General features: G+C 72.3%; 24 protein-coding genes. 16 read left to right on the top strand and 8 right to left on the bottom strand.

All coding sequences use genetic code 11. The annotated features are described in order from the left end of the window. Nucleotides 1-47 precede the first annotated feature (47 nt). The 5 genes from ACFVXG_RS03930 to ACFVXG_RS03910 all read left to right on the top strand — a co-directional run bounded on the left by ACFVXG_RS03930 (nt 48) and on the right by ACFVXG_RS03910 (nt 2,570). A complete protein-coding gene (locus ACFVXG_RS03930; RefSeq protein ID WP_387924050.1) occupies nt 48-425 on the top strand; it encodes a hypothetical protein in 378 nt (125 codons plus the stop codon). A gap of 30 nt (nt 426-455) precedes the next feature. Continuing rightward, nucleotides 456-977: a hypothetical protein gene (locus tag ACFVXG_RS03925; RefSeq protein WP_387924048.1), complete on the top strand. Its 522-nt coding sequence runs from the start codon at nt 456-458 to the stop codon at nt 975-977. 94 nt (nt 978-1,071) lie between these two features. Beyond that, complete coding sequence (locus ACFVXG_RS03920) at nt 1,072-1,368, top strand: hypothetical protein (RefSeq protein WP_387924046.1); 297 nt, start codon at nt 1,072-1,074, stop codon at nt 1,366-1,368. Between the two features lie 460 nt (nt 1,369-1,828). After that, on the top strand, nt 1,829-2,167 hold the full coding sequence (locus ACFVXG_RS03915; RefSeq protein ID WP_387924044.1) for a hypothetical protein: 339 nt from the start codon (nt 1,829-1,831) through the stop codon (nt 2,165-2,167). Between the two features lies 1 nt (nt 2,168). Further along, nucleotides 2,169-2,570, top strand: a complete 402-nt coding sequence (locus tag ACFVXG_RS03910; RefSeq protein ID WP_387924042.1) for a hypothetical protein — start codon at nt 2,169-2,171, stop codon at nt 2,568-2,570. Between the two features lie 80 nt (nt 2,571-2,650). Here ACFVXG_RS03910 and ACFVXG_RS03905 read toward each other — a convergent pair whose 3' ends face one another. Further along, a complete protein-coding gene (locus tag ACFVXG_RS03905) occupies nt 2,651-3,052 on the bottom strand; it encodes a hypothetical protein (RefSeq protein ID WP_387924040.1) in 402 nt (133 codons plus the stop codon). An 80-nt stretch (nt 3,053-3,132) separates the two neighbouring features. Here ACFVXG_RS03905 and ACFVXG_RS03900 point away from each other — a divergent pair, with 80 nt between their 5' ends. Together ACFVXG_RS03900 and ACFVXG_RS03895 are read left to right on the top strand one after the other, a co-directional pair. Further along, the gene (locus tag ACFVXG_RS03900; RefSeq protein ID WP_387924038.1) at nt 3,133-3,471 is read left to right on the top strand and encodes a hypothetical protein; all 339 of its coding nucleotides are present in this window, start codon (nt 3,133-3,135) and stop codon (nt 3,469-3,471) included. A 108-nt stretch (nt 3,472-3,579) separates the two neighbouring features. Further along, nucleotides 3,580-3,816 carry a multiprotein-bridging factor 1 family protein gene (locus ACFVXG_RS03895; RefSeq protein WP_387924036.1) on the top strand — a complete coding sequence of 79 codons (237 nt, stop codon included), beginning with the start codon at nt 3,580-3,582 and terminating at the stop codon, nt 3,814-3,816. Here the strand turns inward: ACFVXG_RS03895 and ACFVXG_RS03890 are convergent. Beyond that, on the bottom strand, nt 3,799-4,128 hold the full coding sequence (locus ACFVXG_RS03890) for an ArsR/SmtB family transcription factor (protein ID WP_387924034.1): 330 nt from the start codon (nt 4,126-4,128) through the stop codon (nt 3,799-3,801). The two genes, ACFVXG_RS03895 and ACFVXG_RS03890, sit on opposite strands and share 18 nt — an antisense overlap. Nucleotides 4,129-4,378: 250 nt before the next feature. Between ACFVXG_RS03890 and ACFVXG_RS03885 the strand changes: the two genes are divergently transcribed. Next, nucleotides 4,379-4,741, top strand: a complete 363-nt coding sequence (locus ACFVXG_RS03885; protein WP_387924032.1) for a hypothetical protein — start codon at nt 4,379-4,381, stop codon at nt 4,739-4,741. Nucleotides 4,742-4,966: 225 nt separating this feature from the next. Further along, on the top strand, nt 4,967-6,208 hold the full coding sequence (locus tag ACFVXG_RS03880; protein WP_387924030.1) for an alpha/beta hydrolase family protein: 1,242 nt from the start codon (nt 4,967-4,969) through the stop codon (nt 6,206-6,208). A 125-nt stretch (nt 6,209-6,333) separates the two neighbouring features. Here the strand turns inward: ACFVXG_RS03880 and ACFVXG_RS03875 are convergent, their stop codons facing one another. Further along, nucleotides 6,334-6,819, bottom strand: coding sequence for a MarR family transcriptional regulator (locus ACFVXG_RS03875; RefSeq protein WP_387924028.1), 486 nt, complete (start codon nt 6,817-6,819; stop codon nt 6,334-6,336). 100 nt (nt 6,820-6,919) lie between these two features. Between ACFVXG_RS03875 and ACFVXG_RS03870 the strand changes: the two genes are divergently transcribed. Continuing rightward, nucleotides 6,920-7,288, top strand: coding sequence for an HGxxPAAW family protein (locus tag ACFVXG_RS03870; RefSeq protein ID WP_387924026.1), 369 nt, complete (start codon nt 6,920-6,922; stop codon nt 7,286-7,288). A gap of 221 nt (nt 7,289-7,509) precedes the next feature. Further along, the gene (locus ACFVXG_RS03865) at nt 7,510-7,926 is read left to right on the top strand and encodes a DUF2690 domain-containing protein (RefSeq protein ID WP_387924024.1); all 417 of its coding nucleotides are present in this window, start codon (nt 7,510-7,512) and stop codon (nt 7,924-7,926) included. A 65-nt stretch (nt 7,927-7,991) separates the two neighbouring features. Here ACFVXG_RS03865 and ACFVXG_RS03860 read toward each other — a convergent pair whose 3' ends face one another. Continuing rightward, nucleotides 7,992-8,747 carry a hypothetical protein gene (locus ACFVXG_RS03860; RefSeq protein ID WP_387924022.1) on the bottom strand — a complete coding sequence of 252 codons (756 nt, stop codon included), beginning with the start codon at nt 8,745-8,747 and terminating at the stop codon, nt 7,992-7,994. A gap of 201 nt (nt 8,748-8,948) precedes the next feature. Next, nucleotides 8,949-10,991, bottom strand: coding sequence for an FAD-dependent oxidoreductase (locus ACFVXG_RS03855; RefSeq protein ID WP_387924020.1), 2,043 nt, complete (start codon nt 10,989-10,991; stop codon nt 8,949-8,951). Between the two features lie 252 nt (nt 10,992-11,243). On the opposite strand from ACFVXG_RS03855, the gene ACFVXG_RS03850 reads away from it, so the two are divergent. Next, nucleotides 11,244-12,491: an FAD-dependent monooxygenase gene (locus ACFVXG_RS03850; protein WP_387924018.1), complete on the top strand. Its 1,248-nt coding sequence runs from the start codon at nt 11,244-11,246 to the stop codon at nt 12,489-12,491. A gap of 54 nt (nt 12,492-12,545) precedes the next feature. Here the strand turns inward: ACFVXG_RS03850 and ACFVXG_RS03845 are convergent, their stop codons facing one another. Then, the gene (locus tag ACFVXG_RS03845) at nt 12,546-13,121 is read right to left on the bottom strand and encodes a TerD family protein (protein ID WP_350508479.1); all 576 of its coding nucleotides are present in this window, start codon (nt 13,119-13,121) and stop codon (nt 12,546-12,548) included. A gap of 267 nt (nt 13,122-13,388) precedes the next feature. On the opposite strand from ACFVXG_RS03845, the gene ACFVXG_RS03840 reads away from it, so the two are divergent. The 4 genes from ACFVXG_RS03840 (at nt 13,389) to ACFVXG_RS03825 (ending at nt 14,835) form a co-directional block, all read left to right on the top strand. Further along, entirely contained in the window at nt 13,389-13,682 is a 294-nt protein-coding gene (locus tag ACFVXG_RS03840) for a hypothetical protein (protein WP_387924016.1), read from the top strand. An 84-nt stretch (nt 13,683-13,766) separates the two neighbouring features. After that, nucleotides 13,767-14,180, top strand: a complete 414-nt coding sequence (locus ACFVXG_RS03835; RefSeq protein WP_387924014.1) for a hypothetical protein — start codon at nt 13,767-13,769, stop codon at nt 14,178-14,180. A gap of 105 nt (nt 14,181-14,285) precedes the next feature. Next, nucleotides 14,286-14,468, top strand: coding sequence for a CopG family transcriptional regulator (locus ACFVXG_RS03830; RefSeq protein WP_350508477.1), 183 nt, complete (start codon nt 14,286-14,288; stop codon nt 14,466-14,468). A gap of 1 nt (nt 14,469) precedes the next feature. Further along, nucleotides 14,470-14,835 carry a VOC family protein gene (locus tag ACFVXG_RS03825; RefSeq protein WP_387924012.1) on the top strand — a complete coding sequence of 122 codons (366 nt, stop codon included), beginning with the start codon at nt 14,470-14,472 and terminating at the stop codon, nt 14,833-14,835. A gap of 41 nt (nt 14,836-14,876) precedes the next feature. Here ACFVXG_RS03825 and ACFVXG_RS03820 read toward each other — a convergent pair whose 3' ends face one another. Then, the gene (locus ACFVXG_RS03820; RefSeq protein ID WP_387924010.1) at nt 14,877-16,433 is read right to left on the bottom strand and encodes a glycerol-3-phosphate dehydrogenase/oxidase; all 1,557 of its coding nucleotides are present in this window, start codon (nt 16,431-16,433) and stop codon (nt 14,877-14,879) included. Next, on the bottom strand, nt 16,430-17,113 hold the full coding sequence (locus ACFVXG_RS03815; protein ID WP_387924008.1) for a helix-turn-helix domain-containing protein: 684 nt from the start codon (nt 17,111-17,113) through the stop codon (nt 16,430-16,432). Before ACFVXG_RS03815 ends, ACFVXG_RS03820 begins: the two co-directional genes overlap by 4 nt. Nucleotides 17,114-17,128: the final 15 nt, after the last annotated feature.

Raw genomic sequence — 17,128 nt, 5'->3', positions numbered from 1 at the left:
CCCTTGCAAGGGTGGACCGGCAGCCCGCGCCAATGGGAGCATGAGAGATGGCAAAAAAGAACAGGCGGGAGCCGACGCTGAGCGAAGTCCTGGCCGGCCTTCCCCCCTCGACCAACGCACCAGGCGGCTTCATTCCATCCCCGGCCGATCGCGACGAATTCACGGACGAATCCGGATTCACCTGGCAGAAGATCCGTGGACCGATTGAACGCAGGCTGGCCGCGCGACTCGTCGAAAACGCCGATGTCATGATCGTGGGCTGGGGCGCGGGTCAGGAACTTCGCCATCTGGCGACCGAGGAACGCGGCGCAGTATGGAAGGAGATCAAGGACCGCCTTCGCACGCCGAACATTCCCAGCTATCGGCCCTTCGAATACGCATCTGCGGACGGCCTCAGCCTGCTCTACATCGAGGAGAACTGCTGAGCGGCACATGGAGGCCAGGAGAGGAACAACGTGTCCGTCGAGGAGAATCCCGACATCCAAGCAGCCGTCCGACTGCTGATCCAGACGCTGGAGCGGCATGCCCGGGTCATGGCCGGCAGCAACCCGGCCCCGCCGGACGCCGTGACGGCCGAGGACGCGGTGCGCGCAGCGGCCGTGGCATACGCCGATGCGGTGATGAACCACAACGGCTGGGGCCACCCGTTCAACCTCGAGTTCGCCGATGAGGCCACCACGGATGGCGGCCAGGAGGAAACGCCGCCCGCCCTCGGCGAGGCGGTGCGCCTCAGCGTGGAAGGACGCTGGGACTTCTACGTCGAGGACAGCGCGGCCTGGTCCGATTACGTCGCCGCCCGACTCGCGGAACTCGGTGCGGGCGACTGCGCTCCGGACCTGACCGGTCCCGGGTACGCCCTCCGGGAACTCCTCGCCCATGACGACTTCACTGCACGGTTCACCGCGCACGGACTCCGTGACGGCGGTAACGCGGTATTCGCCGGGGAGGTCGAGCGGACGCTCGCCGAGGAGATTTGACCGCCGCTCCACCCCTTCTCCGACTGACGCACTGTCACAGTGCACGCTCTGCCGTCGAGACGTCATAGGAGACCGACCGATACCGAGGAGTGAGATGACGGAACATTCAAGGCTCCTGGTGGAGAACAAGCTGGACAAGAAGGTCGAGCTGACCCTCGAACCGGTCGGAACCGACCACTGGATGAACCCCGGCGAGACCTTCACCCTGGTCTTCGACGCGTCCAGCGGCGACGCCCCTCACATCCAGCTGACCAGCGCCGGCCTTTCGGTGTGGCTGGACAACGACTCAGGTCAACTCCTGGACGCCAACGGGGACCAGGTCGAATGCGGCTACCAGCGGCCGACCAAGCTGGAGGCGCTCCACAACAAGTGGCTCCGACGCAAGCCCTGACGGAGCCGGAGAAATGGAAACAACAACGGGATCAGCCACTGATCGTCCGCACGGAATCTGACTGATCCCCGACGCCGGTAACGGCGGGGCACCCGTATCGGCTGCCCCGCCGTTACCGATTCCAGGGATTGAACACGGCAGCGCAATGTGCACGAACCCTCAGCGCCTTCGAAGAATGACCACCCCCGAAGCACCGTTGATCCATTCTTCAGGATCTCGCCGGGCGACCTCCGTCCAGAAGCCGCCCGGGCGGTTGTGCCCCCGGGCCCCTAACGGCCGATCCGGATCAAGGCGGCCCGGATCCGGCGCACCTCGGAGCCCTCGGCCCAGCCGCAAGAATTGGCGCAAGGCGAAACTCTCCAGCTGATCAGAAGTAGCCGATGAATCGGGTCGCCCACTTCCGTGCGGAAGTGGGCGACCCGAGCAATTCACCCACCCACGCTCATGCCATACTCTTCGAATGGAACGCAAGGTGAAATTCAAGGTCGAGATCGAGAACCGTAGCGACCGGCGAATGGAGCTGATGCTCGAGCCCGAAGGCAGCGACATCTGGTTGGAGCCCGGCGAGGCCGTCGTCGTGAACAGCGAGGCGCCGCCCACCACAGAAATCCCCTTCGTCGTTCAGATGACGAATGACGGCGTGTCGGTCTGGTCCAACTACGGACCGGGCTCGGTATCCACTCGGGCCGGCGAGGACCTCGACACCGGACACAACAGGCCGGACGACGCCTATCCGGAGCTGAAGGATTCCGCCATCGAAGGATTCAGGGTCATCACCAAGAAGTTCCGGAAAAGGTGACATGCGCGCACGCTTCATCGGACTGGATCCCTGGATCCCGCCGCTCGACACCGTCGAGATCCGGGCGGCCGGCCGGCACCTGGACCTCCACAACGACACCGCGCTCCTGGGCGTCCGCCTGGGCGGGTACCCGGTAGTCGCCCTCACCATCGACTTCCGGCACGACCGCCACGGGGCCTTCGCGCTGGCATTCCGGGACGTCGAGGAACTGCACCTGGAGCAGAGCGGGCTCAGCTCCGACGGCTGGTCCGGCACGCCGGAGGGCGAGCCCGAGGGCGTCGACATCGTCCAGTACTACGAGTACGGCCGCGAGCTGCCGCCGGTCTTCGAGATCCAATCGGTCGACCTGCGCCTGAAGTTCCGCGCCTGGGAGGTCGAGTACCTCCCAGGCAACGGGCGTTGACCTCGGTGGCGGAGCGTCCGGAAGCGCTCCGCCGTCGGCCTCCCCCGGCGTCCCGGCCGGGCGGCTGTGCCCCCGGTCCCCTAACGGCCGATCCGGATCAGGGCGGCCCGGATCCGGCGCACCTCGGGGTCCTCGGCCCAGCCGTGGGCCGTGCAGGCGCGGACCAGGCCGGCGGCGGCTGACGTCAGGGAGTCCACGGGGAGTTCCGCCGAGCGGGACTCGGCCGTGAGGATGACGGCGCCGTTCTCGCCGCTGGCCAGCTCGACCCGGAACGGGCCGTCGTAGAAGCGCACCCGGCGTCGGCGGCGTGGGGCGGAGGCCACCTCCGCGAAGGCGTCGAGGAGTTCGGCGGCGAACAGCACCGGGAAGTCCGACCAGCCCTGCTCCGGGAAGGCCTCACCCTCGATCTCACACCACACTCCACCCCAGATCGGGCCCGACCCGGTCCGCTCCAACGACTCCGTGTCCCAGTGCACCGTCATGCTGCGACGATATGCGGTTGCCCGCGGGCTCGGCTGGCGGTGAGGATGTCCGATTCGGTGCGCGGCGGGAGGAGATCGGCATGGCCCCGGCAGGGAAGTCCTGGTTTGCGGTGCGGTGTGTGTTCCGGTGGGAGGCCTCGGAGGGGCCGTGTTATGAGGAGCGGCTGACGTTGTGGCGGGCGGCGTCGACGGAGGAGGCGATCGGGCGGGCGGAGGTGGAGGCCGGGCGGTATGCGTGCGAAAACGGGTTCAGGCAGCTGGAGTTCGCGCAGTCGTACCGGCTGGCCACCGACGGGCGGCCGGGTGACGGGGACGAGGTGTTCTCGCTGTTGCGCGGGAGTGAGCTGGACGGGGAGGCGTACCTGGACCGGTATTTCGACACCGGTCACGAGCACCAGACGACGATCCCGGGCGAGTAGCGGGTGGATGAACCGGGCGGCGGTCAGGGAGACTTGACCGCCGCTTCACCCTTTTCCGGCTGACGCACTGTCACACTGTGCGCCCCGCAGTCGAGACGAGGAGCCCTGATGGACAGCAGACGACCCCTGATCGAGGACTTCCCCGCACATCCGGACGGCGATCCGGCGGGCGATCTGGCGCGGGCCGTGCAGGAGCGGCGGGCGGCGCTCGGGTGGTCGGTGGCGGAGCTGGCGGAGCGGTCGGGGCTGGCCGAGGGGCAGCTGCGGGCGGTCGAGGCGGGGCACGCGGCGCCGACGCTGCCGCTGCTGGCGGCGCTGTCGGAGGCGCTACGGGTGGTCGACTGAGCGGCCTTCGGCGCGCAGGAGGCCAAGGAGGCCGGGGAAACGGGTGTCGAGGTCGGCGCGGCGCAGGGTGGCGGCGCGGCTGTTGCCGCGGTCGACCTGGCGGATCAGGCCGGCTTCGCGCAGGACGCGGAAGTGGTGGGTGAGGGTGGATTTGGAGACCGGGAGGTCGAAGGAGGCGCAGGTGCGGGCGGTGCCGTCGGCTTCGCGGAGCAGGGCGGCGACGACGCCGTAGCGCAGCGGGTCGGCGAGGGCGCCCATGACCGTGCGCAGGTCGAGTTCGTCGACGGCGGGGTGGCCTTCTTCGTCGGGCATGGCTGCCGGTCCTCCCGGGCAGGGCTCAGGTATGGGTTGCATCGTACCTCGACGGCGTGGCGGCGTGGTGCCGTGGCGGCGACCCAACGAGTCGACACCTCCCAATGAGGCCTGTCCGGTCAGTACGCCAACACGCCGATGAAGCAAGGGAGTTCACCCGCACGAGTGATTGTCGACGCTCCGCATACTGACCGACACTCGGAGTATCCGGAGAGCCCGTGGAGGCTCTCCCGGCGTTAGGAGAGCCGCCATGACCGCAGCCGAATCCTCCGCCTCCCACAGCCCGCAGATCGCGGGCAGCTCGCAGCCCACCAGCCCCGGACAGGAGCTCGCCGCGATCGGCGGCAACGTCGGCGCCGTGTGGCGCGGCTGGTGGACCTGGACCCCCTCGCACGGGACGTTCAACCTGCAGATCCCCTGGAACGTCATCGGGATCGACTCCACCGTCGTCATCACCGCCTCCGAGATCGACTCCAACGGGAACCGCTTCGTGGGCGCCGCCGCCTTCCAGGTGTCGAGCATCGCCCCCGGCAACGGGATCGTGACCTTCAAGATCAACATCGGCTGGAGCAGCTCCATCCCGATGCGCACCGACGTCCTGGTCTTCAACTGAGACTGACCGGACCTCGACGCAGGGAGAACAACGGGAGTGGGAAGTCGGCCGAGCCGACTTCCCACTCCCGACCCTTTTCGCGCCCGGCCCTTTTCGCTCCCGACCGTCCTCGCGGCCGGCCGCGCATCAGCCCGGGGATGTAAACCCGTGGACCAATGCGCCCGGCCGGGAGATCAATCACCGGGCTGATGCCGCTCCCCGGCGCCCCGTGACAGCGTTCCGCGCATGGACACCACGCCGTTCACCGGCCCCACCGGACTGACCCGCCGTCGCATGCTGGGCACCGCACTGGCCCTGGGCGCCGCCGCCCCGCTCGGCCTGGCCTCCACCGCCCTGGCGGCCACCCCCACCGCGCCCACCTCACCCACCGCGCCCACCACCCCGAGCGGCACGCCCGCCCGGCTCACCCTGCCCGAGCCCACCGGCCCGCACCGCATCGGCACGGTCGACCTGCACCTGCGCGACACCTCCCGGCCGGACCCCTTCGCCGGCCCCGGCCGCTTCCGCGAACTGATGGCCGCCGTCTGGTACCCCGCCCGGAAGGCCGAGGAGCTCCCGCTCGCCCCCTGGCTGTCCGACGGCGCGCTCAAGGCCTTCCTGGACGACGCCGGCTACCAGCTCCCGATCACCGCCGGCCCGCTGACCGCCGCGCGCCTGGGCGCGCCCGTCCACCGCCCCGGCCACCGGCTGCCCGTCATCGTCTACTCGCACGGCGCCCACGCCCACCGGGCCGTCAACACCGTGATCGTCCAGGAACTCGCCAGCCACGGCTACGTCGTGGTCACCGTCGACCACACCTGGGACGCCTTCACCGAGTTCCCCGACGGCCGCGTGCTCACCCCGTGGATCGAGGGCGCGCCCAGGATCAGCCCGAACGACTGCGCCGCCGACGCCCGGTTCATCCTCGACTGCGTCGAGGAGCTCGCCGCCGGCCGCAACCCCGACGTCGACGGCAAGGCCCTCCCCGAGGGCCTCCTCTGCGCCCCGGACCCGGCCGACGTCGGCATGTTCGGCTGGTCCAAGGGCGGCTCGGCCACCGCCGCCGTCATCATGGCCGACCGGCGCGTCCGGGCCGGCCTCGCCATCGACGGCCCGATGGGGGCGATCACCGTCACCGACCTCGACCGGCCGTTCATGATGCTCACCGCCGAGTTCGGCCGCGACCAGAACCCGGACGCCGTCACCTTCTGGAACCACCTGCGCGGCTGGCACCTCAACATCCAGGCCGACGGCGTCCGCCACAACTCCTACGAGGACGCCGCCATCCTGATGCCCCAGGTCGGCAAGCTGCTCAACATCCCCGACGCGCAGATCCAGCGGATGGTCGGCACCCTGCCCGCCGACCGCTCCGCCCGCATCCAGCAGTCCTACCCGCTCGCCTTCTTCGACCGCCACCTCCGGCACCGTCGCAGCCCGCTCCTCGACGGGCCCTCGCCGAAGTTCCCGGAGGTCAAGTTCCTGCCGTGACGGGACTCCTGCCGTGACGAGGCGGTGGGCGGCCGCCACGGGGGTGCGGCCGCCCACCGGTCCGGGCCGCGACGCCGTTACGGTGTCGCGCCGTTACGGTGTCGCGCCGTTACGGTGTCGCGGCGTTACGGTGTCGCGGCCCGGATCTCGTCCAGGGACTCGGTGAGCACGCCCCGCGCCCGGGTGAACCAGTCGGCGATCACCGCGGCCTCGTCCGGCGTGTAGTCGGCGAGCAGCGCGCCGATGCGCTCGTAGTACGGGCCGTAGACCTGCATGATGCGCTGCTGCGCGTCGTCCGCCATCACCACCCGCACCCGCCGGCGGTCGCCCGGGTCGGCCTCCCGGCGCGCGTACCCGGCCTTCTCCAGCCGGTTGAGCACACCGGTGACGGCCCCGGTGGTCAGGTGGGCGCGCTCGGCGAGGTCGCCGGCGGCCAGCGACTCGTCGGCCAGTGCGGCCCCGATCACGAAGCCGAGGCAGGTCAGGTCCGTCACATTGAGCCCGAGCCGGGCGGCGATGTCCTGCTGGCCGAACTGGGCCAGCGCGATCATCTGGTCCATCGCGTACAGCGCCTGCTCGGGCGTCGCCCGGGGGCGCGGCTTGCCCTTCACCCAGGATCTCCTTAGCATCTAAGTAACTTATCTCGTGAGATAAACGAAGCGGTTCCGCCTGTTCACCGCCACCCACCCATCTCACACCACTGGAGGATCCATGAGTGCCCACGGTGATCACGACATGGGACACACCGTCGCCGGCTGGACGGGCTCCGCCCTCGCGACCACCGGTTTCGCCGTCGCCGGCGCGGCCCTCGTGCTCGGCTGGGCACCCGGGCTCTGGGCCGGCGGGGCACTCACCGCGCTCGGCGCGCTCGCCGCCTGGCTGCTCCACGTCACCGGCTGGGGCAAGCCCACCGGCCCCCGCCCGCCCCACCTCCGGCACTGGCGCACCCCCGACCCGGCCGGCCGCAGCGGCCACCCCGACTGCCTCGGCTGCCGCCTCGCCCGCCGCCGGCCCCACCCGGCCGCCACCGGGGCGACGACGCCCACCCCGAGCCGGCCACGGGCCCGAGCCGGCGCCTGAGGTCCCCGCCCGGGCCGGGGCACAGCGAGACCGCCCGGACCGGGCCGCAGGGGAGCCGACCGGACCGGGCCGCAGGGGGCCGACCGCCCGCGCGCCCAGCCGTCCGCTTCCCGGGACGGGCGGGGATGTCCCAGGGACGCCGGGACGGTGGAGGGACGGTGACTCGGCGCCCGAGAGTGGAAGCGCTGATCCAACTCTCCCGCACCACTCCGGAGGACTCCATGCGTTCCCTCACCCGCAAGGCCGCCACAGCCGGCGCCACCCTGGTCCTGGCGATGTCCGGGGCGCTCCTCGCGGCCGGCCCGGCCTCCGCCGCCACCAGCTGCTACGCGAGCAGCTGCACCGGGAAGGACCCGGCCACCACCACCTGCGCCAACGACGCCATCACCGTCTCCACCGACGGCGACCTGGAGCTGCGCTACAGCCCGTCCTGCCGGGCCGCCTGGGCGCGGGACCGGAACGCGGACGCCGGTGAGTCCGTGTCGATCAAGAACCACCCGGGCCAGGACAACGACTACTCCACCTTCACGGCCTCGGGCGGCGCCATCTGGTCCGCGATGGACAACGACGCGAACATCCAGTCGCAGGCCACCTCCAACGGCGGCCACAAGGGCTACCACGAGACCGGCTGGTACTAACCGACCGCGCAGCGGCCCCCGTCGAGCGATGTGCTCGACGGGGGCCGCTGCGTGTCCCGGTGCGGTCAGACCGACATGCCCTGGGTGGCGGTGACGGTGGGCGGGGTGGTGCTGCCCGCGGTGGTGCCGAGGCTGCGTTCGACCTTGGCGACGGCGGTGCGGTACTGCATCGAGGCGGTCTGCGCGTCGGCGCCCTGGCGTTGGAAGAAGCCGTAGGCCATGCCGACGGTGCCGAAGCGTTCGATGCCGAGGTAGGCGCTGAGCTGGACGCCGGCCAGGGTGCCGTCGAGCCGGACGGCGGGGGCGTCCTGGCGGTCGCCGAGGGCGACGGGGGTGACGGTGAAGGTCACGGAGTCCCCGATGCCGGCGTTGAAGGTGATGGTGTGGCAGGTCTTGAACGCGTCGGTGACGGTGGCGAAGTCCGCGGCGAGCCGGGCGGAGTCCTCGGCGGCGAGGGACTCGGTCACCATCGGGTTGCCGTCCGGGCCGTCGAGTTCGGTCTCGGCGTGCGGGGTCGCCGGGCCGGGCGCGGTGGCGTGCATGGTGATCAGGGCATTGAGCGCGTCGCAGCCGCTGACCGGGGTGGGGTTCTCGCTCGGGCTCGGGCTGCCGGTGACGGGGGCCTCGGTGTAGCCGGGGCCGACGTCGTTGGCGGTGAGCAGCGCGGACTTCAGCTGGTCGACGGAGGGCAGCACCGGCGCGGACGCGGCACCGGCGGCAACGCCCGCACCGACGGCGCCCGCGGATCCGGCCGGGCCCAGGACGGCCGCCGCGACGAGGGCCGCGGCGGCGAGGGCGTGGAGAGTCCTCGGGAGGGACATGCTGGCCCCCGGTCGAGAGGTCGGGCAGGGACAGGGCACCAGTCTCCCACCGGGGCCCGGGCCGAGCGCGCGGGCCGACGTCCTCGCAGGTCAGGCCACGTCAGAGAGACAGGGACAGGAACAAGCACAGGAACAGGCCACCGGGCCCGCGGCACGGCGCCGCGGGCCCGGTACGCCGGGTAGCCCCCCGGCCACCCGGTGTCAGAGGGCGGCGGCCAGTTCCGTCCCCTGCTTGATGGCCCGCTTGGCGTCCAGCTCGGCGGCCACGTCCGCGCCGCCGATCAGGTGCACGGACAGTCCGCGCTCGCGCAGCGCCGCCTCCAGGTCGCGGCGCGGCTCCTGGCCGGTGCAGAGCACCACGGTGTCCACGGGCAGGAGTTGGCGTTCGCCGTCGACGGTGTAGTGCAGCCCGGCGTCGTCGATCAGGTCGTAGGTGGCGCCGGCGACCATGGTGACGCCGCGGTGCTTGAGCTCGGTGCGGTGGATCCAGCCGGTGGTCTTGCCGAGCCCGGCGCCGACCTTGCCGGTCTTGCGCTGCAGCAGGTGGACGCTGCGCGGGGGCGTCGGCTTCTCGGGCGCGCGCAGGCCGCCGCGCTCGCGGTACTCCGGGTCGATGCCCCACTTGGCCTGGAACACCGGCGGGTTGAGGCTGGCCTGGTCGCCCTGGTCGGTGAGGAACTCGGCGACGTCGAAGCCGATGCCGCCCGCGCCGAGGATGGCGACGCGCTCGCCGACGGGCGCGCCGTCGCGCAGCACGTCCAGGTAGCCGAGCACGCTGGGGTGGTCGATTCCCGCGATGTCGGCGGGAGTTCGGGGCGTGACGCCGGTGGCGAGGACGACCTCGTCGAAGCCCTCGGCGGCGAGCTGCTCGGCGGTCACGACGGCGCCGAGGCGCAGCGTGACGCCCAACTCGGCCAGCCGGGTGCGGTAGTAGCGCAGCGTCTCGTTGAACTCCTCCTTGCCGGGGATCCGCCGGGCGATGTTCAGCTGCCCGCCGACGCTCTCGGCGGCGTCGTACAGCGTGACGGCGTGGCCGCGTTCGGCGGCGGAGACGGCGAAGGCGAGCCCGGCCGGGCCGGCCCCGACGACGCCGACGGACTTGCGCACCTTGGTGGGGGCGAGGACGAGTTCGGTCTCGTGGCAGGCGCGCGGGTTGACCAGGCAGGAGGTGATCTGGAGGTTGAAGGTGTGGTCCAGGCAGGCCTGGTTGCAGCCGATGCAGGTGTTGATGGAGTCGGCGCGGTCCTCGCGGGCCTTGGCGACGAAGTCGGCGTCGGCGAGCAGCGGGCGGGCCATCGACACCAGGTCGGCCTTGCCCTCGGCGAGCAACTGCTCGGCGATCTCGGGGGTGTTGATGCGGTTGGTGGTGACCAGCGGGATGCCCACCCGGCCCATCACGCGCTCGGTGACCCAGGCGAAGGCGCCGCGCGGCACGGAGGTGGCGATGGTGGGGATGCGGGCCTCGTGCCAGCCGATGCCGGTGTTGATGATGGTCGCGCCGGCGGCCTCGACGGCCTGGGCGAGCTGGACCACCTCGTCGAGGGTGGAGCCGCCGGGGACCAGGTCGAGCATGGAGAGCCGGTAGACGATGATGAAGTCCTCGCCGACCCGCTCGCGGACCCGGCGGACGATCTCGACCGGGAAGCGCATCCGCCGCTCGTAGGGGCCGCCCCACTCGTCCTCGCGGTGGTTGGTGGCGGCGACGACGAACTCGTTGATCAGGTAACCCTCGGAGCCCATGATCTCGACGCCGTCGTAGCCGGCCCGGCGGGCGAGTTCGGCGCAGCGGGCGAAGTCCTCGATGGTCTGCTCGACCTGCTCGGCGGTGAGCTCGTTGGGCACGAAGGGGCTGATCGGGGCTTGGAGGGCGCTGGGGGCGACGAGGTCGCGGTGGTAGGCGTAGCGGCCGAAGTGCAGGATCTGCAGCGCGATCTTCCCGCCGGCGGCGTGCACGGCGTCGGTGACCACCCGGTGCTCGTCGGCCTCCGCCTCGGTGGTCAGCATGGCGCCGCCGTCCCAGGGGCGTCCGGCCTCGTTGGGGGCGATGCCTCCGGTGACGATCAGGCCGACGCCGCCGCGGGCGCGTTCGGCGTAGAACGCGGCCATCCGCCGGTAGCCGCCCGGGGCCTCCTCCAGGCCGACGTGCATCGAGCCCATGATCACCCGGTTGGGCAGGGTGGTGAAACCGAGGTCGAGGGGGCTGAGCAGGTGCGGGTAGCGGCTGCTGCCGGGGGTCGAGCTCATCGACGTCTCCTGTGGGGGCGGCCGGCGGGAGGTGTCTCCCGGATTGTTACCGCAGAGTAGGTGACGCTCGCGGCGCTATGCAACTAGTTGCATAGCCCGGCCGCGGGAGGCCGCGCCGGAGCGGCCGTACCGCCCCCGTGGCGGGCCCACGCCGCGTATCGTCGACTCCCGGGGCAACGGACCCGGAAGACCCTTCCCGGCCTCCCGGGGCCCGGCGAGAGCGTCACGGGGCCCGGCGAGAGGGGACGGACCATGCGGGGTGGAGCGGTCGCCGTGGTCGGCGGCAGCATCGCCGGAAGCGCCTTCGCGGGGGCGGCGGCCCGGCTGGGCGCGGAGCGGGTCGTGGTGCTGGAGCGCAGCCCGGGCCGACTGGAGGACCGCGGCCTGGGGATCTGCACCCACAACGACCGCTTCGCCGAACTGGTCGACGCCGGCCACCTCGCCCCGGACACCCGCCGCCACCGGCTCACCGTGCGCCGCTGGGCCGCCCGCGGGCCGGCCGGCGAGGGCGACGGCCCGCACGGGCGGGGGCGGCCGCTCTGGCTCCAGCCCTTCCCGTTCCACTCCCACCACTGGGCGGTGCTCTGGCAGACCCTGCGCGAGCAGGCGCCGGAGTCGGTGGAGTACCGGCCGGGCACCACCGTCACCGCGGTCGGCGGCGACCGGGACGGCGCCTGGACGGAGCAGGCCGACGGCACCCGCACCCCGTACGACCTGGTGATCGGCGCGGACGGCTACCGCTCGGTGGTCCGGGCGGCGGTCTGCCCGCAGGCCGAGCCCGAGTACGCCGGCTACGTGTGCTGGCGCGGCAGCTACGACTCCGCACTGCTGGACGCGCTGCCCGGCGGGGCGGCGGCCTGGCCGGAGGAGGAGTGCGCCACCGTCTGCTACCCCGGCGGCCAGGTCGTGCTCTACCGCATCCCCGGATTCGACCCGGGCAGCACCCTGGTGAACTGGGTCTTCTACGCGCCCACCCCGGACTGGCTCCGGCTGGACGGCCCGACCGCCGTCGCCGCGGGCACCCTCACCGACGAACAGCTGGACGGCATGCGGGAGTTCGCCGCACGGCAGCTGCCGCCGTACTGGGCCGGCGTGATCGCGCTGACCCCGCGCGAACGGACCCTGCTGCAGCCCGTCTACGACCTGGCGACCCCATACCGCACCGCCGGGCGGCTGCTGATCGGCGGGGACGCGGCGACCGTCGTCCGCCCCCACAACACCAGCGGCGCGGTGAAGGCGCTGCAGGACGCCCACGCCTTCGAGCAGGCCGGACGGCGGCTCGGCGGCGACACCTGGGCGCCGCTGCTGGCCGCGTACGACCGCGAACGGAGCGCGGCCGGGCTGGAGTTGGTGAACCTGGGCCGGACGCTGGGCCGGGCGCAGGTCACCGGGGCGCCGGACTGGTCGGCCATGGACGAGCCGGCCATGGCCGAGTGGTGGCGGGGCCAGCTCGGCGGCGGCGGAGGGTTCGGCGGACACGCACTCGGGCGGGCCGGCTGAGCCGACCCGCCCGGGCGGGGAGCCTGGTCAGGCCCCTCGTGATGACTCAGCGGATCAGACGTTCACGCCGTAGTCGGTGGCGATGCCGCGCAGGCCGGAGGCGTAACCCTGGCCTATGGCACGGAACTTCCACTCGGCGCCGTTGCGGTACAGCTCGCCGAAGACCATCGCGGTCTCGGTCGAGGCGTCCTCGGTGAGGTCGTACCGGGCGATCTCCTGGCCGTTGGCCTGGTTGATGATCCGGATGAAGGCGTTGCGGACCTGGCCGAAGTTCTGCAGCCGGGCGTCGGCGTCGTAGATCGACACCGGGAAGACCACCTTGGCGACGTCGGCCGGCACCCGGGCGAGGTCGACCTTGATCTGCTCGTCGTCGCCGTCGCCGCCACCGGTCAGGTTGTCGCCGCTGTGCTCGACCGAACCCTCGGGGCTGCGCAGGTTGTTGAAGAAGACGAAGTGCTGGTCCGAGACCACCTTGCCGAGCGCGTTGCACAGCAGCGCACTGGCGTCCAGGTCGTAGTCGGCCCCGGTGGTGGTGCGAACGTCCCAGCCGAGACCCACGATCACGGCGCTCAGACCGGGCGCCTCCTTGCTCAGCGAGACGTTGCCGCCCTTGGCCAGCGAAACTCCCACAATGCCCTCCTCGGATCTCCCTGCGGACGAATCTACAACACTGTAGAGATCACGAGAATCCGCCTGCAGGCGGGCCCCACCCCGGGGATTTCTCAGGGGCCGGAGCGGGAACCGATCACCCCCGGCCCGGATCCGTCCGCACACCGATCACCGTACCGGCCGGAGCGCCTGGAGGATACGGGCCGGAGCGCCGGGAGGGTACGGCCGCCCTAAACTGGCGGTGGATCCCCGGCCGTCCCCGTTCCGAGGCCCTCGCGGGAGGTTCCCATGCGCCAGCGGTACAGCTTCCACCTCGACCGGGACGGACACTCGGTCACCGTCAACGTCCGCTCCGGCTGGATCACCGAGACCGAACTGCTGGTGGACGGCAAGGAGTGCGCCTTCCACCGCGTCCACGGCCACGGCGGCTACCCGCTGACCCTGTCCGGGCAACTCGCCGAGGAGCCGCCGCGGCCGCTGGCCGTCCGGCTGGACCGGACGGGCCGGGCGGAGCACCCGCTGGCCTGCGTGCTGGAGCTCGCGGGCGCCGTACACCCGATGCCGGAGCGCACCGCGCGCTGAAGCGGACCATAAGGGTCATTTGCGGACGAATGCCGCAGAAACTACAATCGCCCGTCCGCTTCCGCCCGTCCGAAGGCCTCCCCCATGACCTCCCCCGCCACCCCCGCCACCCCCGACGCCTTCGACGAGCTGCTGCGCGAGGTGATGGCCGACGCCGACCGTTTCGGCCACGCCCAGCACATCCGGCTCACCTGGCTGGCCGTCCGCCGGCACGGCGCCACCGCCGCGCTCGACCTGATCGGCGAGGGCATCCGGCGCACCGCCGCCAAGGCCGGGGCGCCGCAGAAGTTCCACGTCACCATGACCCGGGCCTGGGTCGAGCTGGTGGCCCACCACGCCGAGGGCCCGGCCGACTTCGAGGAGTTCTGCGCGCGCCACCCCGAGCTGCTCGACCGGGACCTGCTCGCCCGCCACTACCGGGCCGAGACCCTGGCCGACGACCGGGCCCGCACCGCCTGGGTCGGGCCGGACCTCACCCCCTTCCCCTGGGCCGGCTGAGCCCGACCCCGCGCCCGACCAACGTCCGACCGAACCCCGGCCGGACCCCGACCGGGTGCGCGCTTGGCTATGTTGCTAGCAATCTAATGTGCTAGCGTTCTTGTCGTGGGAAACGAGGATGTGAAGCAGTTCAACGTGTACCTGCCGATCGAGCTGATCAAGCAGGTGAAGTTCCGCGCCATCGAGGAGGAGCTGTCGCTCTCGGCGCTGGTCGCCGCGGCGCTGCGCGCCTACCTCGACGCCCCCACCACCGGGCAACCGTCCACCGGATCCAGCGAGGAGAACTGAGATGACGACCGAAGGCATCGAAGCCGTGTTCATCGAGACCCACAACTGGGGCAAGTCCGTGAAGTTCTTCCAGAACCTCGGCTACGAGCTGGAGTTCGAGACCGACCACAACTCCGGCCAGCTGCGCAACGGCGACGGCCCGACCCTCTTCGTCGCCGAGGTCCCCGCCGACCGCGAGACGCCGCTCCAGCTGGTGCTCAAGGTCGCCGACGCCGACGCGTTCCGGGCCGGCGACGCCGTCGAGGTGGTGTCCCCGTTCGAGGACACCCACTTCGGGACCAGGCTCGCCACCGTCCGCGACCCCGACGGGCGGCTCTGGAACCTCCAGGCGCCGCGCAAGGACCAGCCGGAGGCCGGGCGCGCGTAACACCACCCCCGCCCGGGGCGGGGCGCCGGCCCGGCTGACGGTCAGCCGGTCCGGTGCTCCGCCAGGATCTCCTCGACCGCCTTCCGGGCCCGCTCGGCGTCCTCCGCCACCAGGCCGAGCCTGGTCCGCCGGTCCAGCACGTCGGCCGCGTCCAGCGCGCCCTCGTGGGTGACCGCGTACGCGATCTCGGCCCGGGTCACGTCGAGGCCCTCCGCCACCGGCGTCAACTCCCCCGCCGCGACGACCTCGTGGGACAGTCCGCCGTGCCGGGCGACCAGCGAGGCGGGCACCCCCTGGATCGGCACCGGCCGGCTGTCCTGGTGGCCGGGGGCGCCGACCAGCGGCAGCCGGGCCGTCCAGCAGGTACGGGCGGGCAGGCCGCGCAGCCGGACGGCGGTGTCCACCGCGTCCTGGGCCATCCGCCGGTAGGTGGTGAGCTTGCCGCCCACCACGGTGACCACCCCGGACGGGGACTCCAGCACCGCGTGCTCCCGGGAGATGTCGGCGGTGTTCCCGCCCCCGGTGTCGATCAGCGGGCGCAGGCCGGCGTAGGCGCCGCGCACGTCCGCCCTGGTCAGCGCGGTGGCGAGGGCCGCGTTGACGGTGTCCAGGAGGAAGGTCAGCTCGGCCTCGGTGGGCTGCGGCTCGTCCGGGATCGGGCCCGGGGCGTCCTCGTCGGTCAGGCCGACGGCGACCCGGCCGAGCTGCTGCGGCAGCGCGAAGACGAAGCGGCTGGTCGAGCGGGGCACCGGCACCGTGAGCGCGGCCACCGGGTACCCGAGGGTCGCGGCGTCCACCAGCAGGTGGGTGCCGCGGCTGGGGCGCAGCGTGATCGAGGTGTCCACCTCGCCGGCCCACACCCCGGTGGCGTTGACCACCGCACCGGCCGTGACGGTCAGCGACTGGCCGCTCAGCGCGTCGACCAGCCGGGCCGACGTCCCGGTGACGGACTCGGCCCGCACCCGGGTCAGCACGCTCGCCCCGTACTGCGCGGCGGTGCGCGCCAGGGCGACCACCAGCCGTGCGTCGTCGACGAGTTGGCCGTCGTTGGCGACCAGCGCGCCGCGCAGGCCGGCCGTCCGCACACCCGGCACCAGCTGCCTGGTCCGGGCCGCGTCGATCCGGCGGACCCGGGGCAGCAGGGCGCCCGGCGTCCCGGCGCTCAGCCGCAGCGCGTCCCCGGCGTGGAAGCCCGCGCGGATCAGCGCGGCCTGGCCGGGGCGCAGCAGGTCGGGCAGCAGCGGCACCAGTTGGGGCAGCGCGCGGACCAGGTGCGGGGCGGTGCGGGTCATCAGCACGCCGCGCTCGACGGCGCTCTCCCGGGCGACCTTCACCCGCCCGGAGGCGAGGTAGCGCAGGCCGCCGTGCACCAGCTTGGAGCTCCAGCGGCTCGTCCCGAAGGCGAGGTCACGGGCTTCGACCAGGACGGTCCGCAGGCCGCGCGCGGCGGCGTCCAACGCCACCCCGGCGCCGGTGACCCCGCCGCCGATCACCAGCAGGTCGACCCGCGGGTCGTCGGCCAGCGCGTCGAGCTCGAACGTCCGTCGCCGGGCGTCGAGTCGGGCGGTTCCCTGGTACGGGCCTGCGGAGAGGGTCATGGCGCGAGGTATCCGTTCAACGCTCTGGCCAGTTCGCGCCGCCAGGCCGCCTCGGGCAGCAGGGAGGCGACCATGCGGTGCGACTGGACGGTGGACTGGGCGATCAGCAGGACCATGGCGGCCAGCTCGGTCGGTTCGCCGGCCCGGATCGAGCCCTCGGCCTGGCCCTGCTCGATGCCGGTGCGCAGGGCCTCCAGCAGACCGCGCTGGCTCTCGCCGAGCCGCTCGACCACGTACTGGAGCAGCAGGTCCGAGTCGTCGGAGTGGAGCAGCACGCCGAGCACCGGGTGGTCGCGCAGCCGGACGGCGACCTCGACCACCCGGTCGACGAAGGTCGCCCGGTCCACGAGGGTCCCTTGGTCGCCCTGGTCGCCCGGGTCGCCCGGGTCGCCCGGGTCACCCGGGTCGCGCACCCCCAGCGAGGTGCCCTCCAGGGTGGCCATGATCTCGCGGGTGAGCAGCGCCCCGATCACCGCCTGGACGTCCGGCCAGCGCCGGTAGACGGTCGGGCGGCTGACCCCGGCGCGGCGCGCGATCTCGGCCAGCTGGGTGCGGCGGACGCCGAAGTGCACCACCAGCTCGGCGGCGGCGTCCAGGATCGCGTCGTCGGTGCTGCGCGGCTCGGTGCCGCGGGAACCCGTGCTGAGAGGCCGCTGAGGCTCGGCGTTACTACTTGACATGATGTGTGAAACTGT

Source organism: Kitasatospora sp. NPDC058162 (assembly GCF_042884005.1).
Taxonomy (GTDB): domain Bacteria; phylum Actinomycetota; class Actinomycetes; order Streptomycetales; family Streptomycetaceae; genus Kitasatospora.
The sequence above is the reverse complement of the archived record's forward strand: the minus strand, read 5'-3'. Positions and strand labels throughout refer to the sequence as shown.

Bases quoted from the DNA above. Each gene is read 5' to 3' on its own strand.
- ACFVXG_RS03890 (WP_387924034.1), bottom strand. From the start codon at position 4,128: ATGCCCGACGAAGAAGGCCACCCCGCCGTCGACGAACTCGACCTGCGC.
- ACFVXG_RS03920 (WP_387924046.1), top strand. From the start codon at position 1,072: ATGACGGAACATTCAAGGCTCCTGGTGGAGAACAAGCTGGACAAGAAG.
- ACFVXG_RS03885 (WP_387924032.1), top strand. From the start codon at position 4,379: ATGACCGCAGCCGAATCCTCCGCCTCCCACAGCCCGCAGATCGCGGGC.
- ACFVXG_RS03905 (WP_387924040.1), bottom strand. From the start codon at position 3,052: ATGACGGTGCACTGGGACACGGAGTCGTTGGAGCGGACCGGGTCGGGC.
- ACFVXG_RS03900 (WP_387924038.1), top strand. From the start codon at position 3,133: ATGGCCCCGGCAGGGAAGTCCTGGTTTGCGGTGCGGTGTGTGTTCCGG.
- ACFVXG_RS03870 (WP_387924026.1), top strand. From the start codon at position 6,920: ATGAGTGCCCACGGTGATCACGACATGGGACACACCGTCGCCGGCTGG.
- ACFVXG_RS03815 (WP_387924008.1), bottom strand. From the start codon at position 17,113: ATGTCAAGTAGTAACGCCGAGCCTCAGCGGCCTCTCAGCACGGGTTCC.
- ACFVXG_RS03910 (WP_387924042.1), top strand. From the start codon at position 2,169: ATGCGCGCACGCTTCATCGGACTGGATCCCTGGATCCCGCCGCTCGAC.
- ACFVXG_RS03850 (WP_387924018.1), top strand. From the start codon at position 11,244: ATGCGGGGTGGAGCGGTCGCCGTGGTCGGCGGCAGCATCGCCGGAAGC.
- ACFVXG_RS03930 (WP_387924050.1), top strand. From the start codon at position 48: ATGGCAAAAAAGAACAGGCGGGAGCCGACGCTGAGCGAAGTCCTGGCC.
- ACFVXG_RS03895 (WP_387924036.1), top strand. From the start codon at position 3,580: ATGGACAGCAGACGACCCCTGATCGAGGACTTCCCCGCACATCCGGAC.
- ACFVXG_RS03820 (WP_387924010.1), bottom strand. From the start codon at position 16,433: ATGACCCTCTCCGCAGGCCCGTACCAGGGAACCGCCCGACTCGACGCC.
- ACFVXG_RS03880 (WP_387924030.1), top strand. From the start codon at position 4,967: ATGGACACCACGCCGTTCACCGGCCCCACCGGACTGACCCGCCGTCGC.
- ACFVXG_RS03865 (WP_387924024.1), top strand. From the start codon at position 7,510: ATGCGTTCCCTCACCCGCAAGGCCGCCACAGCCGGCGCCACCCTGGTC.
- ACFVXG_RS03825 (WP_387924012.1), top strand. From the start codon at position 14,470: ATGACGACCGAAGGCATCGAAGCCGTGTTCATCGAGACCCACAACTGG.
- ACFVXG_RS03915 (WP_387924044.1), top strand. From the start codon at position 1,829: ATGGAACGCAAGGTGAAATTCAAGGTCGAGATCGAGAACCGTAGCGAC.
- ACFVXG_RS03860 (WP_387924022.1), bottom strand. From the start codon at position 8,747: ATGTCCCTCCCGAGGACTCTCCACGCCCTCGCCGCCGCGGCCCTCGTC.
- ACFVXG_RS03840 (WP_387924016.1), top strand. From the start codon at position 13,389: ATGCGCCAGCGGTACAGCTTCCACCTCGACCGGGACGGACACTCGGTC.
- ACFVXG_RS03855 (WP_387924020.1), bottom strand. From the start codon at position 10,991: ATGAGCTCGACCCCCGGCAGCAGCCGCTACCCGCACCTGCTCAGCCCC.
- ACFVXG_RS03835 (WP_387924014.1), top strand. From the start codon at position 13,767: ATGACCTCCCCCGCCACCCCCGCCACCCCCGACGCCTTCGACGAGCTG.